The sequence below is a fragment of the Streptomyces sp. JH14 genome (assembly GCF_029428675.1).
Taxonomy (GTDB): domain Bacteria; phylum Actinomycetota; class Actinomycetes; order Streptomycetales; family Streptomycetaceae; genus Streptomyces.
Window position 1 is genome coordinate 3,888,386 of the sequence record NZ_JAJNEL010000001.1, and the last position, 15,010, is coordinate 3,903,395.

Genomic DNA, 15,010 nt, shown 5'->3' on the forward strand with positions numbered 1-15,010 from the left:
CGGGGGCGGGTTCTTGCGTTGGTCTAGACCTTGACAGGTACATACCAGCGGCGCTTGAGTGAGGTTCACCCCCCATGGCGGCGCACCGGCGAGTCTGGTGCGCCGCGCCGAAGGAGTGATCACATGATCAGACGCGTCATGGGCCTGCTGGCCGCGCTGGGCGCGGTCGTCGCGATGGCCGTCTTCCTCCCCGCCTCCACAGCTTCGGCAGCGGAGTGCGCGGCACCCTGGAACGCCTCGTCCGTCTACTGGGGCGGCGGAGCCGCCTCGTACAACGGGCACAACTGGACCGCGAAGTGGTGGACCCAGAACGAGCGGCCGGGCACCGCCGATGTCTGGGCGGACCAGGGAAGTTGCGGCAGCGGCGGCGGCACGGATCCGGGTACGCCGTCGGGCTTCGTCGTCAGCGAGGCGCAGTTCAACCAGATGTTCCCGAGCCGGAGCCCCTTCTACACGTACAGCGGTCTGACCGCGGCCCTGAGCGCCTACCCGGGCTTCGCGAACACCGGCAGCGACACGGTCAAGCGCCAGGAGGCGGCGGCGTTCCTCGCCAACGTCAGCCATGAGACGGGCGGCCTGGTGTACATCGTCGAGCAGAACACGGCCAACTACCCGCACTACTGCGACACCAGCCAGTCCTACGGCTGTCCGGCCGGCACGGCCGCGTACTACGGCCGTGGCCCGATCCAGCTCAGCTGGAACTTCAACTACAAGGCCGCGGGCGACGCGCTCGGCATCGACCTGCTGGGCAACCCCTACCTGGTCGAGCAGAACGCATCCGTGGCCTGGAAGACCGGGCTCTGGTACTGGAACACCCAGAGCGGTCCGGGCACCATGACCGCGCACAACGCCATGGTCAACAGCGCCGGCTTCGGCGAGACCATCCGCTCGATCAACGGGTCCCTGGAGTGCAACGGCGGCAACCCCGCCCAGGTGCAGAGCCGCGTCGACAAGTACCGGGCCTTCGTCCAGATCCTCGGCACCACGCCCGGTTCGAACCTGAGCTGCTGAGTCACCGGGTTACCGATCCACAGCGTGTGGACAACCACCCGGCGGGGGCGTTCCCCCGCCGGGTGCGCCGTGGACGGCCGCCTCAGAGCAGCGGCTTCACGGACATCAGGAGATGGCGGTGCGTCGGGCGGGCCGCGGCGCCCTCCGCCGGATCCGCCCCCTCCGCCGGGTCGTCCCCGGCCGTCCTGCCGGTGATCATCGCGCGCTGCCCGGGGCCCATCAGGCGGAACCGGACGGCCGGTGTGTCGAACGAGGCCAAAGCATCCATCAGGTAGGACGGGTTGAACGCGACCGTGAGGCCATCGGCGCCCTCCAGGACGGCAGGCAGGCTCTGGGACGCGACATCGTCCTCGTAGCCGGCCTGGAGAAGCACCGAGCCGCCGGAGAAGGTCAGATGGAGCGGGCTGTCGCCGTCGGCGACCACGGCCACGCGCCTGACCGCCTCGACCAGAGGCGCCCGGTCCGTGACCGCGGACATCGGGTCCGCCATCGTGAACAGCTTCTCGTGGCGCGGGAGTCGGCCGTCCAGGAGACGGACCGTGGTGCGCATGCCGGCGAGCTCGAAGCCCACCGAGCCGGCGTCCAGCGCGAAGCGGACCATGCCGGAGCGGCCGAAGGAGCGGGCGATCTCCGACAGACGGCGGGCCGACACCACGACATCGGCCGAGACGTGCGCGGTCTCCGGCTTCCACGCGAGCGTGCGCACGGCGAAGCGGTACCGGTCGGTGGCGGCGAGCGTCATCGTGCCGCCGTCGAGGCCGAGACGGATCCCGGTGAGGGTCGGCAGCGTGTCGTCCCGGCCCGCGGCCACCGTCACGTGGGCGACGGCCGCGGCGAACTCCTCCGAGTCGACTGCGCCGCACACCTCGGGCAGTGGCGGCAGTGCCGGATAGTCGTCGAGCGGCAGGACCGACAGCCCGAACCGGGCGTCCCGCGCGGCCACCGAGAACCGCGAACCCTCGACCGTGCACTCCACCGCACCTTCGGGCAGCACCCTGCACACGTCGAGCAGACGCTTCCCCATGACCAGGGCCGTGCCGGCCCGTACGGTCTCCGCCTCCACCTCGATGCACGCGGACGCCTCGTAGTCGAGGCCGGAGATCCGCAACCGCCCGCTGTCCGCCTCCAGTCGCAGCCCGCCGAGCACGGGTACGGGCGACCGCGTGGGCAGCACCCGCGCCGCCCAGGCCACGGCATCGGTCAGTGCGCTGCGCTCGATCCGGAACTCCATGGCGGGTGGCCCTTCTCCGTCGGGTCTGGTGATGACCCGACGTTAGGCGGCGCCACTGACAACCGGCCCCGCGAACGGTGCGGCCGACGACAGCGACCACCCCCGTGGGCCGCTGCCGCCGTGCCTCCCCGCCGCCCCCTCGTCCCCCGAGTCCCGGGCGGCCGTGTTCCCCCGAAGCGCCCGGAATACGTCTGGGACTCTAGGACGGCGGATGCACGGCAGGGAGATTCAATCCGCACCGTGTGGACGCCACAGAGGTATCAGTCCGCACAGTCACACCGGGTACCCTTCACTCCGCTTTCTCTGCGGGTTGACGGACGGGCACGGAGCGGGGGACCGGTGCGAGCGGAAGAACGTGCCGACGACGTACTGCGGATGCACAGCCTGGCGCGCCTCGGCGGGGCGCAGGAGCTGCTGCGGTGGGTGTCGGGACGGGCCGGCGGTTGGGCAGGACTGCTCGACGGCGACGGTACCGTCCTGCGCGGCGCCGCCCGCACCCCGGACCCCACGTGCGCCGCGGCCCTTGCGCTGGCCGCCGAGGGCGCGCGGGAACTGACGGCCCTCGGCGCCCGCTCGTTCGCCCTCGACAAAGGGCCGGACACCGCGCTGCTCTTCCCTCTCGACGGCCCGACGGACGCCCCCGCGCCGATCCTCGCCGTCGTCGCACGCCGGCCGCTGCCGGACGGACTCGCCGCGCTCCTCGCCGACGTGGCGATGCCGCTGTCCATGTGCTGGGCGGCCGAAACGGTCGAACGCAAGCGCCGCCGCGTCGACCTCGCGGAGTCCCGCGGCCGCGAAGCGGTGCTGCATCTGCTGATGACCGGTCAGCTCTCCATCGCCCACCAGGTGGCGGGCGCCCTGAAGCCCACCCTGCCGGACCCCGCCCGGGTGTACGTGGTGGAGTGCCCGCCCGGCCGGCGGGACGAGGTGGCGCGGGTGTGCGCGGGTGTCTCGGGCGGCCGGTCCTGGATCGTGCGGTGCCCCGTGTACGCGCGCCATCTGATCCTTGTCGTGCCCGCCGGCCCGGACGGCACCGAACCGCAGCTCGGCCCGGACATCGCCGCCGCGGTGGCCGAGTGCGTCGTGGGCGTGAGCGAGGACGTGCCGCTGTGCGACACGGCGACCGGATACCGGCAGGCGTTCCACGCCCTGGCCGTGGCGCGTGGACTGCCCGGCCGGCATGCCCGGTTCGGGTCCGCACCGGAACCGGCCCTGGTCGTCGGCGCCGCGGGCGCACGGTGGGCCGACGCCCTGCTGGCACCGCTGCTCACCCATCTGCCGCGCCGCAGCCAGGACCCCGGCAGCCAGGAACTGGCGGCGACCCTCGCCTCGTGGCTCGCATTCTCGACGCATGCGACACAGCACCTGAAGATCCACCGCAACACCCTTGCCGCACGGCTGCGGTTGATCGGGGAACTGCTCGGTCTGGACCTCGGCAGGGTCGCCGACCAGGCCGCGCTCGACCTGGCCCTGCGCATCCGTGCCACCCCCGCCCCCGCCCACCGGCGTGCCCCGGGGCCCGCTGAGGCCACCCCGCACCCGGCGGCGGCCGGTTCCCTGGACGGGATCCTGCGCCGTCCCGCCGTCCGGGAGTGGGCGGCCCAGGAGCTGGAGCCGCTCGCCTCGGCGGGCGTCACGGCCGAGGCCACCCTGCGCGCCTGGCTGCGGTGTGAGACGCAACTCGGCCCGACCGCAGCTGCGTTGGGCATCTCCGTGCCGGGCGCCCGCAAGCGCCTCACCCGGCTCGAAGCCGTGCTCCAGCGCTCACTGCTGCGTACCCCGAGTGCGCGGTACGACCTGTGGCTGGCCTTCCGTGCGCTGGAGGCCGGCCCCGGCCCGGAGCATGAGTAGGCCCCGGATCGCGCGTGGCGGCGCAGGCCGGTTCAGCCGGACTTCGTGTACATGAGGTGCTCGCCGGTCTCCGTGATCTCGCGGCGCAGTGTGCCGTCCGGGAGCAGGGTCAGGGTGGTGGCCTTGCCCGGGGTGCAGGACGACATGGGTTCGCCGAGCGTCACGGTGGAGGGGCCGATGCTGATCGGCCCGTCGGGAGACGGCTCCGCTGTCAGGTCCGCCTGGAAGACGCAGCGGTAGGTGCCGCCGGTGTCCATCGGGCCCTTCGCCGTGAGGGTGAGGACGGTCCGGCCGACCTCGCCCTGCTGGATGACGAGTTCGCGGGTGGAGTGGCCGGAGGCGTTGTCGATGCTGCCGCTCCAGGTGCCCAGGTAGGCCTCGGGGATCGGTCCGTCGCCGTTCTTCGGCTCGTCGCCGGGCGACGGGCCGGCGGAGGACGGCGAATCCTCGGGGGACGGGGAGGCCGACGGGCCGGAGGGGGAGGCGGTGGCGGCCGGACCGTGCTTCGTGCCGTCGTCGCTCATGAGCGCGTACACCGAGCCGCCCGCACCGATCGCGACGAGCACCGCGATCGCGACGAGGGCCACGGTGGAACCCGCACTGCGCCGCGGCGCAGGCGCGGGCTGCGGGGGAGCGACGACGGTGGGGGGGACCGGGCCGTACGGGGGCATGGGCCCGAAACCGGGGAGGCGCGGTGGGTGCCCGTATCCCTGACCGGGGTGTTGCTGGGCGGGCAGTTGCGGATAGCCGTACCCGGGGACGGGCAGCGGCGGCCCGAACCCGGGAACCGGGGCCTGGGGCGGAACCGGAGCGGGGACCTGGGCCTGGGGCGGAGCCGGAGCGGGGGCCGGGGCGCCGATCATCGTGGGGAGCGTGTGGGCGTCGCCGGGAGCCCGGTCCACGGGCGGTTGCGGGTCGCTCTCGGGCGGCGCCGCGTCCCGGGGTCCGTCGGCCCCGCCCACGGGCGGTTGCGGGTCGCCCGCGGTCGGCACCGCGTCCTGGGGCCCGTCGGCCCCGTCCACCACCTTCACGGCCTGTGCGTCCTTCTGTCCCGTGGGCCGCTCGCGCTCCTCCTCCGGGTCCTCGGAGTCCAGCAACTCCACTGCGTGACGCCCAAGTTGGGCTATCAGTGCGCCCGGCAGCCACGGCTCGGCCGCTTCGCCCTCCACCAGCCGCTCCAGGATCGCGTCCGTGGTCGGCCGGTCCGCAGGGTCCTTGAGGAGACAGTCGCGGACGAGGTCGACCAGATCCGCCGGGACACCGGTCAGATCCGGGTCCTCCTGCGCGATCCGGAACAGCACGGCATGGACCTCGTTGTCCGCCGCGCTGAACGGAAGCCGGCCCGTCGACGCGTACGCCAGCACCGAGCCGAGGCAGAACACGTCGCACGCCGCGGTCACCCGCTCGCCCCGCACCTGCTCCGGCGCCATGAAACCGGGCGAACCGACCAGCGAACCGGTGCGGGTGAGACCCCCGTCGGTGACGGTGTCGAATGCCCGGGCTATACCGAAGTCGATCACCCGCGGACCGTCGATCGTCAGCAGGATGTTGGACGGTTTGAGGTCGCGGTGGATGAGCCCGGCAGAGTGGATGCCCTGCAGTGCGCGGGCCAGCCCGGCCCCCAGGATGTGGACCGAACGCCCGGGCAGCGGACCGTACACCCCCGGTCCCGCCGGGGCGGCCCCACGCCCGGAGACGGTGGCCTGGAGAGAGGGCCCGGCGACGTACCCGGTCGCGACCCACGGCACGGCTGCCTCGGTGTCGGCGTCGAGCACGGGGGCCGTCCAGTCGGAGCCCACCCGGCGGGCGGCCTGCACCTCCTGGCGGAAGCGCTCGCGGAACTCCTGCTGTTCGGCGAGCTCCGCGCGTACCAGCTTGATCGCGACCGTACGGCCCCGGTCGGAACGGGCCAGATACACCTGCCCCATGCCGCCCGCGCCCAGCCGTCCCAGCAGGCGGTACGCGCCGATGCGCTGCGGATCGCCGGACCCGAGCTTGTCCATGGTGTGCAGTCCTTCCCCCGCCCGGCGACCCACCGCCGATGCGGCATGAGAATAGCGCCCGGCGGGCATTGCGGCAGGTCCGGCGGTCGGGACCGGCCACCGCCCCGGGGCCGGCCACCGCTCCAGCGCCCCGGCAGCCGTTCTCCGCACCCCTGCTCCCGCACTTCACCACTCCGGAAAGCCCGCCGCTCCCGCCGCCGACCCGACACCCTGCCCACCAAAGCGCCCCACGCCATACAACGTGGCCATGTCGGGGCGCTCGTCGCACGACCTACGCTCGCGGCATGACCCCTCATGCCTCCCATGGATCCCACGCTCCGCAGGTCGACTCCGCGGCCGGTGCGGCCGTGAAGGCCGCCGACCGTGCGCACGTGTTCCACTCCTGGTCCGCCCAGGGCCTGATCGACCCGCTCGCCGTCGCCGGCGCCGAGGGGGCGTACTTCTGGGACTACGACGGCAACCGCTACCTCGACTTCACCAGCGGCCTCGTCTTCACCAACATCGGTTATCAGCACCCCACCGTCGTCGCCGCGATCCAGGAGCAGGCGGGAAGGCTCGCCACCTTCGCCCCCGCGTTCGCGATCGAGGCCCGCTCCGAGGCCGCACGCCTCATCGCCGAGCGGACCCCCGGCGACCTGGACAAGATCTTCTTCACCAACGGCGGCGCCGAAGCCGTCGAGAACGCCGTCCGGATGGCCCGGCTGCACACCGGCCGTACGAAGGTGCTCTCCGCCTACCGCTCGTACCACGGCGCCACCTCGACGGCCATCAACCTGACGGGCGACCCGCGACGCTGGCCGTCCGACCACGGCTCGGCGGGTGTCGTCCGGTTCTGGGCCCCGTTCCTGTACCGCTCGCCGTTCCACGCCGAGACCGAGGCCGAGGAGTGCGCCCGCGCCCTCCAGCACCTGGAGGACACCCTCGCCTTCGAGGGCCCCGCCACCATCGCCGCGATCATCCTGGAGACGATCCCCGGCACAGCGGGCATCATGACGCCGCCGCCCGGCTACCTCGCGGGCGTCCGGGAGATCTGTGACCGGTACGGCATCGTCTTCGTCCTCGACGAGGTGATGGCCGGGTTCGGGCGCACCGGCAAGTGGTTCGCCGCAGAACACTTCGACGTCACGCCCGACCTGATGACCTTCGCCAAGGGCGTCAACTCGGGTTACGTACCGCTCGGCGGCGTCGCGATCTCCGCCGAGATCGCCGCCACCTTCGAGACCCGCCCCTACCCGGGCGGACTCACCTACTCCGGTCACCCGCTGGCCTGCGCCGCCGCCGTCGCCACGATCGGTGTGATGGAGGACGAGAAGGTCGTCGAGCACGCTGCCCGGATCGGCGAGACCGTTCTCGGCCCCGGCCTGCGCGACCTCGCCGAACGCCATCCGTCGGTCGGCGAGGTGCGCGGCGTCGGCGCCTTCTGGGCGCTGGACCTGGTCCGCAACAAGGAGACCCGCGAGCCGCTCGTCCCGTACAACGCGGCGGGCGAGGCCAACGCGCCGATGGCGGCCTTCGGCGCGGCGTGCAAGAAGAACGGCCTGTGGCCCTTCATCAACATGAACCGCACCCACGCCGTCCCGGCCTGCAACGTGACGGAGGCCGAGGCCAAGGAGGGGCTGGCGGCGCTGGACGCGGCCCTGTCGGTGGCGGACGAGCACACCGTCTGACGCGCCTGTACGGCGCGATCCGTACGCATTCCGTACGGCGTCCCTCCCCGTGCCCGGAACCGGGCACACCGGTCCTGGCCTATGGTGAACCGGAGCCGGCAAGGGAGGGGCGCCATGCGCGCGAGCGGAACTGTGACCCGCAGTACGCTGCGGCAGCAGATCGCGGACGCGCTGCGTGACGAGGTGCTTGCGGGGCGTCTCCAGCAGGGGCGGGAGTTCACCGTCAAGCAGATCGCCGAGCAGTACGGCGTCTCCGCGACGCCCGTCCGGGAGGCGCTCTTCGACCTCTTCGCGCAGGGCCTGCTGGAATCCGACCAGCACCGCGGTTTCCGGGTGCACGAGTTCACCGTGGACGACTACCGGGCGATGGTCGAGGCCCGCACCCTGGTCATGGACGGAGTCATCCGCGGGATCTTCTCCGGAACCGCCGACTCGCGTGCCCGGGCGGCGAAGTACCGCGAGTCGCTGGTCGCCGTGCGCCGCAGGGCCGATGAGGCCGCGCGGGCGGCGCGCTGCGGCGACCTCGACATCCTCATCGGTTACGACCTGCGTTTCTGGCGCGAACTCGGCGCGCTCGTCGGCAACCCGTACATCACCGACTTCCTGCACCGGCTGCGTGTCCAGTCCTGGGTGTTCGCCGTGCCGTATCTGCGCAGGGACGCGAAGGCGCGGGACAGCCTCTGGGACGGCCACCCGGCCCTGGTCGCGGCGATCACGCTCGGCGAGCACGACGCGGTGCGCGCGGCGATCGACGACTTCAACTCCCACGCGCTGAAGTGGGCGGACCGGCTCGCGGCGGGCGATCCGGAGCATCCGGGGCGCGACGGGAAGCCGAAGGCGCAGTAGGACACGCCCGACCGGCGGCGAGGCGTCCCGATCCGTCCACGGGGGACCACTGTGCGCAACGTCCCGATCGCATTACGCTGTCCCGACCATCGCGCGCACCCTTGTGAGACCCCTTGCGAGAACCGTTGCGCACCCGTCGGAGAGCGAGACTTCGTGGCCTGTGACCTGTGGCTGGTCCCCCTCGTCGATGTGCTGTGCCACAGCCCCGACAATCCCTTCGCCGAAGAGATAGCCATCTACGACAAGGCGCTGAGCGACGCCGGCCTGCCGGCCGTACCCGTCTACGCCTATATGCCGGGACTGACCGGCGACGTGGCCCCGGTCGCGGGCTTCGACTACGACGCGCTGCACTTCCTGCGCCGGGCGTATCTGCTCCAGCTGAGCGGCCTCGCCGTCTCGCCCGTCGACGAACTGGGCGGGGACTACGAGCAGTTGCTGGAGATGTTCGAGTCGACGGCGCAGCAGTCCCATCTGGTCTGGCACTACGACCACGCGGGGGCCTACGTCCCCGTGGACTTCCCCTCCCCGCTCTCCAACGATCAGCTGCTGGAGGGCGGCGGCCCGCTGGGTTCGTCGCACGGGCTGCTGCGGGAGCTGGAGTTCGTCGCCCCTTCCATCGGCATCGACCCGGCGAACCCGCCGGCCGCCCCGGCCCCGCCCGCCGCACCGACCTCCCTGGAGGAGCCGGCGGGCCCGATTCCGTACGACGACAGTCCGTTCGCCCGGGAACGGCACGTCTGGCTGGGCCTGCACGCGGCGGTGACCCGCAGCCTCGCCCAGGGCTCAATGATCATCTTCAGCTGACCCGACGACCGTCCCCCGTCCCCGGAGCCACCGACCCAACCCGCCGATCGCCGGTCGAAGATCACCGGTCGGTGATCAGCGGGGTGGCTCCGGGGGCCGCTGCCGCGGCATGTTGGGCCGGGCCATGGACTGGATCGGGAACCGCCCCGGGGGCGCCCACTGCTCCGTACGCCCCCCGGCCCCGCTGCCCGACACCAGCGCCTGCATCCCCATCGGCGCCGGCCCCGCCCGGAACTCCACCATCCAGTCGGCGGTCTCGGACCGCACCAGCTCCGTGATGTCCTCCGAGAACCGCCTCAGCACCCCCAGGCACCGCTCCGCCGCCTCGCTCGCCGTCCCCTCGGTCGGCCCGAGCACCTCCCGGATGCACTCCGCCGCCCAGTCGAACTGCAGCACCTGAAGCCGCCGCTGTACCGCCTGGGCCGTGGCGAGGTTCCTTATCCAGCCGGAGGTCAGGCCGAAGAACCGATCGCAGGCCATGCACGCGGCGCCCAGCAGCAGCGACAGATAGCCCCAGGCGGCCGCACCGTTCAGCGCCTCCGTCAGATCGAGCAGTGGCAGCGCGGCGCCCGCGACGACTCCGAACGCCGTGCCGATCCGCAGCGCCCGTGCACCGCGCCGCTTCCACACCCGGTCGGCCAGGTACCAGCGGGCGGTGCGCAGCGCGTCGGCCTCGACCCAGCGGTAGAGCTCGTCGAGGCGCTCGGCGGGTTCGCCCCAGTCGCCGAGCGGGAACGGCTGGCCGGTCAGGTCCCGGCCCTGCGCACCGGGCCCGGGCCCCTGGCCCGACCCGGACTCCGGTCCCTGGCCGGACTCCGGCCCCTGCCCCGCGCCCGACCCCAGGCCGGTCCCCGGACCCGGTCCCTGGCCGGAGTCCGGGCCCGAGCCCGGCGGAACGGCCGAACCTGGCGTACCGGGCTCGTTGCGGGGCGCCCCCTCGGGCTGCATCTCCGGCTGACTCACCGGGGCACTCCTCTGCACTCTGCGTATCGACGCGCCAGCGCGTGCTCCGACGCGGGCGTTCGATTGCGGGCGGAATTTCGACGTGGCCGACCGTCGCGCTTTCGTCACCCTGCGTGACGGGCGGTGCACGTGTGCGTACTGATGCGCATGCCCTTCCTACCGCCGAATGGTGGGGCGTGGGGGCGAAATCGCGGTATTCCTGGGTGTGCATGGCCTGTGATCAGGTATAGGCCTCGTGCCCTTGTTGACCGGATCTCACCCGAAAGGGTTGCTCACCAGTGGGTGGGGCGAGGTGACCGGTGACCACGTAGGCTCGGCATACCGAAACATTTGTCGTCGAAATGCCAGGAGTGACCGTGATTCCCGGTGGTGGCCAGCCCAATATGCAGCAGCTGCTGCAGCAGGCCCAGAAGATGCAGCAGGACCTCGCCGAGGCCCAGGAGGAGCTGGCGAGGACCGAGGTCGAGGGGCAGGCGGGTGGCGGTCTGGTGAAGGCCACCGTGACCGGCTCCGGCGAGCTCCGCGCGCTGGTGATCGATCCGAAGGCCGTCGACCCGGAGGACACCGAGACGCTCGCCGATCTCGTCGTCGCCGCCGTCCAGGCGGCGAACGAGAACGCGCAGCAGCTTCAGCAGCAGAAGCTGGGCCCGCTGGCCCAGGGGCTGGGCGGCATGCCCGGTCTGCCCTTCTGATCCGTCGGCGCACCAACTACCGTACGTACCACGACCCCGGCGGCAGCAGCAGCCGCGGGTCCCAGCCCAGGAAGGCGTTCCGTTGTACGAAGGCGTGGTTCAGGACCTCATCGACGAACTGGGCAGGCTGCCCGGCGTCGGTCCCAAGAGCGCGCAGCGGATCGCCTTCCACATCCTGCAGGCCGAGCCCACCGACGTACGCCGCCTCGCCCATGCCCTCCTGGAGGTCAAGGACAAGGTCCGGTTCTGCGCGGTGTGCGGCAATGTCGCGCAGGAGGAGCAGTGCGGGATCTGCCGTGACGCGCGCCGCGACCGGACGGTGATCTGCGTGGTCGAGGAGCCGAAGGACGTCGTGGCGATCGAGCGGACCCGCGAGTTCCGTGGCCGTTACCACGTGCTCGGCGGGGCGATCAGCCCGATCGAGGGCGTCGGCCCGGACGATCTGCGGATCCGTGAGCTGCTGGCGCGGCTCGCCGACGGTTCCGTCACGGAGCTCATCCTGGCCACCGACCCCAACCTGGAGGGCGAGGCCACCGCGACGTACCTGGCGCGGATGATCAAGCCGATGGGCCTGCGGGTGACCCGGCTGGCCAGCGGGCTGCCGGTCGGCGGCGACCTGGAGTACGCGGACGAGGTCACCCTCGGCCGCGCGTTCGAGGGGAGGCGGCTGCTCGATGTGTAGCACCCCGAAGGCCACGTCTCACGGCCGCTTTACGTTCGGCGACGCTATGTTCTACCCACCGTTCGCGACCGTGCCCACGGGAGGTCCCCTCGATGTCTGACGCCACGCTGAACTCCGTCACGCAGGACCCGGACGACTTCGCCGTCCAGATCGCGGACCAGATCAAGACGTTCATCGTCGCCGTGACCGAGGTGTCCAAGGTCGACGAGCCGGAGCAGGCCGTTCCGATCCTGCTCCTCCAGGTCTCCCAGCTGCTGCTGGCGGGCGGCAGGCTCGGCGCCTACGAGGACATCCTCCCGGACGAGCGCTACGAGCCGGACCTGGGCGCCGAACCGGACGCGGACGGTCTGCGCGAGCGTTACGCGACGCTGCTGGAGCCGATCGACATCTACTCCGAGGTCTTCGACCCGTACGAGCCCCGCAAGGCCCCGGTCCCCTGCCGCATCTCCGACGGCCTGGCCGACCTGGTCACGGACCTGCGCCACGGCCTGGCCCACTACGAGGCGGGCCGCACGACCGAGGCGCTGTGGTGGTGGCAGTTCTCGTACTTCTCCAACTGGGGCTCCACCGCCTCCGCGACCCTGCGCGCGATCCAGTCCCTGGTCGCCCACATCCGCCTGAACCAGCCCCTCCAGGAGCTGGACGGCCTGGACACGGACCAGGACACGGGCGAGGACGACCTGGCGGAGGAGGCGGGCCGGGTGATGGCGGAGGAGATCGCGGGACCGCTGGGTCTGCGCCCGGTGAAGTGAGCGCTCCGCTTCTGCATGTGATCACGTGGTGAGCGGGACATCTCACGATGTGGTAAAGCCGGGGCGTTTCCGGACCGCTCGTTAAACTGAGGCGACCGCAGTAATGGATTGAGCGAGGAGCGCACGTGGGCCTTGTCGTGCAGAAGTACGGAGGCTCCTCCGTAGCCGATGCCGAAGGCATCAAGCGCGTCGCCAAGCGAGTCGTCGATGCCAAGAAGAACGGCAACCAGGTGGTTGTCGTGGTGTCAGCGATGGGCGACACGACGGACGAGTTGATCGATCTCGCCGAGCAGGTATCGCCGATGCCTGCCGGGCGTGAGTTCGACATGCTGCTGACCGCCGGAGAGCGGATCTCCATGGCCCTGCTGGCGATGGCGATCAAAAACCTGGGCCACGAGGCCCAGTCGTTCACGGGCAGTCAGGCCGGCGTCATCACCGACTCGGTCCACAACAAAGCGCGCATCATCGATGTCACGCCGGGCCGTATCCGGACCTCGATCGACGAGGGCAACATCGCCATCGTCGCCGGGTTCCAGGGGGTGAGCCAGGAAGGCAAGAACATCACCACCCTCGGCCGCGGCGGGTCCGACACCACCGCCGTCGCACTCGCGGCCGCGCTGGACGCCGAGGTCTGTGAGATCTACACCGACGTGGACGGTGTCTTCACCGCCGACCCGCGGGTCGTGAAGAAGGCCCGGAAGATCGACTGGATCTCCTTCGAGGACATGCTGGAGCTGGCCGCGTCCGGCTCCAAGGTGCTGCTGCACCGGTGCGTGGAGTACGCACGCCGCTACAACATCCCGATCCACGTCCGCTCGTCCTTCTCCGGACTGCGCGGCACCTGGGTCAGCAACGAGCCGCAAGGGGACCAGCAGGTGGAGCACGCGATCATCTCCGGAGTCGCCCATGACGTCTCCGAGGCCAAGATCACGGTCGTCGGCGTGCCCGACAAGCCGGGCGAGGCCGCCGCGATCTTCCGCACCATCGCGAACGCGGAGATCAACATCGACATGGTGGTGCAGAACGTCTCCGCCGCGTCGACCGGCCTGACCGACATCTCGTTCACGCTGCCGAAGGCCGAGGGCCGCAAGGCCATCGACGCCCTGGAGCGCAACCGCGGCACGATCGGCTTCGAGTCGCTGCGCTACGACGACCAGATCGCGAAGATCTCCCTGGTCGGCGCGGGTATGAAGACGAACCCCGGGGTCACCGCGGGCTTCTTCGAGGCGCTGTCCGACGCCGGGGTGAACATCGAGCTGATCTCGACCTCCGAGATCCGCATCTCCGTGGTCACCCGCGCCGACGACGTCGTCGAGGCCGTGCGTGCCGTGCACACCGCCTTCGGTCTCGACAGCGACTCCGACGAGGCCGTCGTCTACGGGGGCACTGGCCGATGACATCCCGCCGCCCTTCGCTCGCGGTCGTCGGAGCGACCGGGGCGATCGGCGGCATCATGCTCCAGATCCTTTCGCAGCACGCGGATGTCTGGGGCGACGTGTCGCTGGTCGCCTCGCCGCGTTCGGCCGGCCGCAAGCTGGTCGTACGCGGTGAGGAGACCGAAGTCCTCGCACTCACCGAGGACGTCTTCGACGGTGTGGACGTCGCCGTCTTCCTGGTTCCCGAGGACGTGTCCGCGTACTGGGCCCCGATCGCCGCGTCCAAGGGCGCGGTCGTCATCGACGACTCGGCGGCGTTCCGGCTGGATGCGGACGTACCGCTGGTCGTGCCCGAGATCAACCCGCATGCCGTTCGGATGAGGCCGCGGGGCCTGGTCGCCAGTCCCAGCTGCACCACGGCTTCGCTGATCGTCGCGGTCGGTGCGCTGCATGCGGAGTTCGGGCTGCGGGAGCTCGTCGTCTCCTCGTACCAGGCGGTGAGCGGGGCCGGCCGCGACGGGGTCGCGGCGCTGCGCGAGCAGCTGTCGATGGTCGCGGGTACGGAACTGGGCACCAAGCCCGGAGACGTCCGCCGGGCCGTCGGTGATGCCGAGGATTCGCCCTTCGCCGCTCCGGTGGCCCTCAATGTCGTGCCGTGGGCCGGCGCGGCGGCCGGGAACGGCTGGTCGTCCGAGGAGCTGGCGATCCGCGAGGAGTCCCGCAAGATCCTGGGCCTGCCGGGTCTGCGGGTGACGGCGACCTGTGTGTACGTACCCGTCGTCGCCACGCACTCGTTGTCCGTGCACGCCCGCTTCGAGAGCGAGGTCGAGGTCGACCGGGCGCACGAGATCCTCGCGACCGCACCGGGCGTGGTCCTGTACGACAGCCCGGCCTCCGGTGACTTTCCGACCCCGTCCGATGTAGTGGGCACCGACCCGACCTGGGTGGGGCGGGTGCGGCGGTCGCTGGACGATACACACGCCTTGGAGCTGTTCCTGTGCGGCGACAATCTGCGCAAGGGAGCGGCGCTGAACGTGGCGCAGATCGCCGAATCGGTGGCTGCCGAATTTCCCCGTGCGTGATCGAACCTGATTTGTACGATCTGTGAAACTCCTGTGGGCAACTTGCTCGT

Annotated in this window: 13 protein-coding genes; 10 read left to right on the forward strand and 3 right to left on the reverse strand. The window is 71.4% G+C overall.

The features are described 5' to 3' along the window. The first annotated feature begins 123 nt into the window (after positions 1-123). Complete coding sequence (locus LRD69_RS17540; protein ID WP_277327517.1) at positions 124-1,011, forward strand: glycoside hydrolase family 19 protein; 888 nt, start codon at positions 124-126, stop codon at positions 1,009-1,011. Positions 1,012-1,093: 82 nt separating this feature from the next. Here the strand turns inward: LRD69_RS17540 and dnaN are convergent, their stop codons facing one another. Then, the gene (dnaN, locus tag LRD69_RS17545; protein WP_277327518.1) at positions 1,094-2,242 is read right to left on the reverse strand and encodes a DNA polymerase III subunit beta; all 1,149 of its coding nucleotides are present in this window, start codon (positions 2,240-2,242) and stop codon (positions 1,094-1,096) included. Between the two features lie 375 nt (positions 2,243-2,617). Between dnaN and LRD69_RS17550 the strand changes: the two genes are divergently transcribed. After that, a complete protein-coding gene (locus LRD69_RS17550; RefSeq protein ID WP_277329768.1) occupies positions 2,618-4,093 on the forward strand; it encodes a PucR family transcriptional regulator in 1,476 nt (491 codons plus the stop codon). Positions 4,094-4,125: 32 nt separating this feature from the next. Here the strand turns inward: LRD69_RS17550 and LRD69_RS17555 are convergent, their stop codons facing one another. Continuing rightward, entirely contained in the window at positions 4,126-6,096 is a 1,971-nt protein-coding gene (locus LRD69_RS17555) for a serine/threonine-protein kinase (RefSeq protein WP_277327520.1), read from the reverse strand. Positions 6,097-6,380: 284 nt separating this feature from the next. On the opposite strand from LRD69_RS17555, the gene LRD69_RS17560 reads away from it, so the two are divergent. The 3 genes from LRD69_RS17560 to LRD69_RS17570 all read left to right on the forward strand — a co-directional run bounded on the left by LRD69_RS17560 (position 6,381) and on the right by LRD69_RS17570 (position 9,413). After that, positions 6,381-7,763, forward strand: a complete 1,383-nt coding sequence (locus LRD69_RS17560) for an aspartate aminotransferase family protein (RefSeq protein ID WP_277327521.1) — start codon at positions 6,381-6,383, stop codon at positions 7,761-7,763. A gap of 114 nt (positions 7,764-7,877) precedes the next feature. After that, on the forward strand, positions 7,878-8,609 hold the full coding sequence (locus LRD69_RS17565; protein ID WP_277327522.1) for a GntR family transcriptional regulator: 732 nt from the start codon (positions 7,878-7,880) through the stop codon (positions 8,607-8,609). 153 nt (positions 8,610-8,762) lie between these two features. Further along, positions 8,763-9,413 (forward strand): hypothetical protein, encoded by a 651-nt coding sequence (locus LRD69_RS17570; RefSeq protein ID WP_277327523.1) that lies wholly within the window; start codon positions 8,763-8,765, stop codon positions 9,411-9,413. 75 nt (positions 9,414-9,488) lie between these two features. Here the strand turns inward: LRD69_RS17570 and LRD69_RS17575 are convergent, their stop codons facing one another. Further along, entirely contained in the window at positions 9,489-10,376 is an 888-nt protein-coding gene (locus tag LRD69_RS17575) for an SLATT domain-containing protein (RefSeq protein ID WP_277327524.1), read from the reverse strand. A gap of 356 nt (positions 10,377-10,732) precedes the next feature. Here LRD69_RS17575 and LRD69_RS17580 point away from each other — a divergent pair, with 356 nt between their 5' ends. From LRD69_RS17580 to LRD69_RS17600, 5 genes are all read left to right on the forward strand, one after another. Further along, positions 10,733-11,068, forward strand: coding sequence for a YbaB/EbfC family nucleoid-associated protein (locus tag LRD69_RS17580; protein ID WP_277329769.1), 336 nt, complete (start codon positions 10,733-10,735; stop codon positions 11,066-11,068). An 82-nt stretch (positions 11,069-11,150) separates the two neighbouring features. Then, positions 11,151-11,750: a recombination mediator RecR gene (recR, locus tag LRD69_RS17585; RefSeq protein ID WP_277327525.1), complete on the forward strand. Its 600-nt coding sequence runs from the start codon at positions 11,151-11,153 to the stop codon at positions 11,748-11,750. A 92-nt stretch (positions 11,751-11,842) separates the two neighbouring features. Then, the gene (locus LRD69_RS17590; RefSeq protein ID WP_277327526.1) at positions 11,843-12,502 is read left to right on the forward strand and encodes a DUF5063 domain-containing protein; all 660 of its coding nucleotides are present in this window, start codon (positions 11,843-11,845) and stop codon (positions 12,500-12,502) included. A gap of 125 nt (positions 12,503-12,627) precedes the next feature. Further along, positions 12,628-13,899 carry an aspartate kinase gene (locus LRD69_RS17595; protein ID WP_277327527.1) on the forward strand — a complete coding sequence of 424 codons (1,272 nt, stop codon included), beginning with the start codon at positions 12,628-12,630 and terminating at the stop codon, positions 13,897-13,899. Further along, positions 13,896-14,960, forward strand: a complete 1,065-nt coding sequence (locus LRD69_RS17600) for an aspartate-semialdehyde dehydrogenase (protein ID WP_277327528.1) — start codon at positions 13,896-13,898, stop codon at positions 14,958-14,960. Before LRD69_RS17595 ends, LRD69_RS17600 begins: the two co-directional genes overlap by 4 nt. Positions 14,961-15,010: the final 50 nt, after the last annotated feature.

Coding starts and splice junctions, on each gene's coding strand:
- LRD69_RS17540 (WP_277327517.1), top strand. CDS start 124: ATGATCAGACGCGTCATGGGCCTGCTGGCCGCGCTGGGCGCGGTCGTC.
- dnaN (WP_277327518.1), bottom strand. CDS start 2,242: ATGGAGTTCCGGATCGAGCGCAGCGCACTGACCGATGCCGTGGCCTGG.
- LRD69_RS17550 (WP_277329768.1), top strand. CDS start 2,618: ATGCACAGCCTGGCGCGCCTCGGCGGGGCGCAGGAGCTGCTGCGGTGG.
- LRD69_RS17555 (WP_277327520.1), bottom strand. CDS start 6,096: ATGGACAAGCTCGGGTCCGGCGATCCGCAGCGCATCGGCGCGTACCGC.
- LRD69_RS17560 (WP_277327521.1), top strand. CDS start 6,381: ATGACCCCTCATGCCTCCCATGGATCCCACGCTCCGCAGGTCGACTCC.
- LRD69_RS17565 (WP_277327522.1), top strand. CDS start 7,878: ATGCGCGCGAGCGGAACTGTGACCCGCAGTACGCTGCGGCAGCAGATC.
- LRD69_RS17590 (WP_277327526.1), top strand. CDS start 11,843: ATGTCTGACGCCACGCTGAACTCCGTCACGCAGGACCCGGACGACTTC.
- LRD69_RS17600 (WP_277327528.1), top strand. CDS start 13,896: ATGACATCCCGCCGCCCTTCGCTCGCGGTCGTCGGAGCGACCGGGGCG.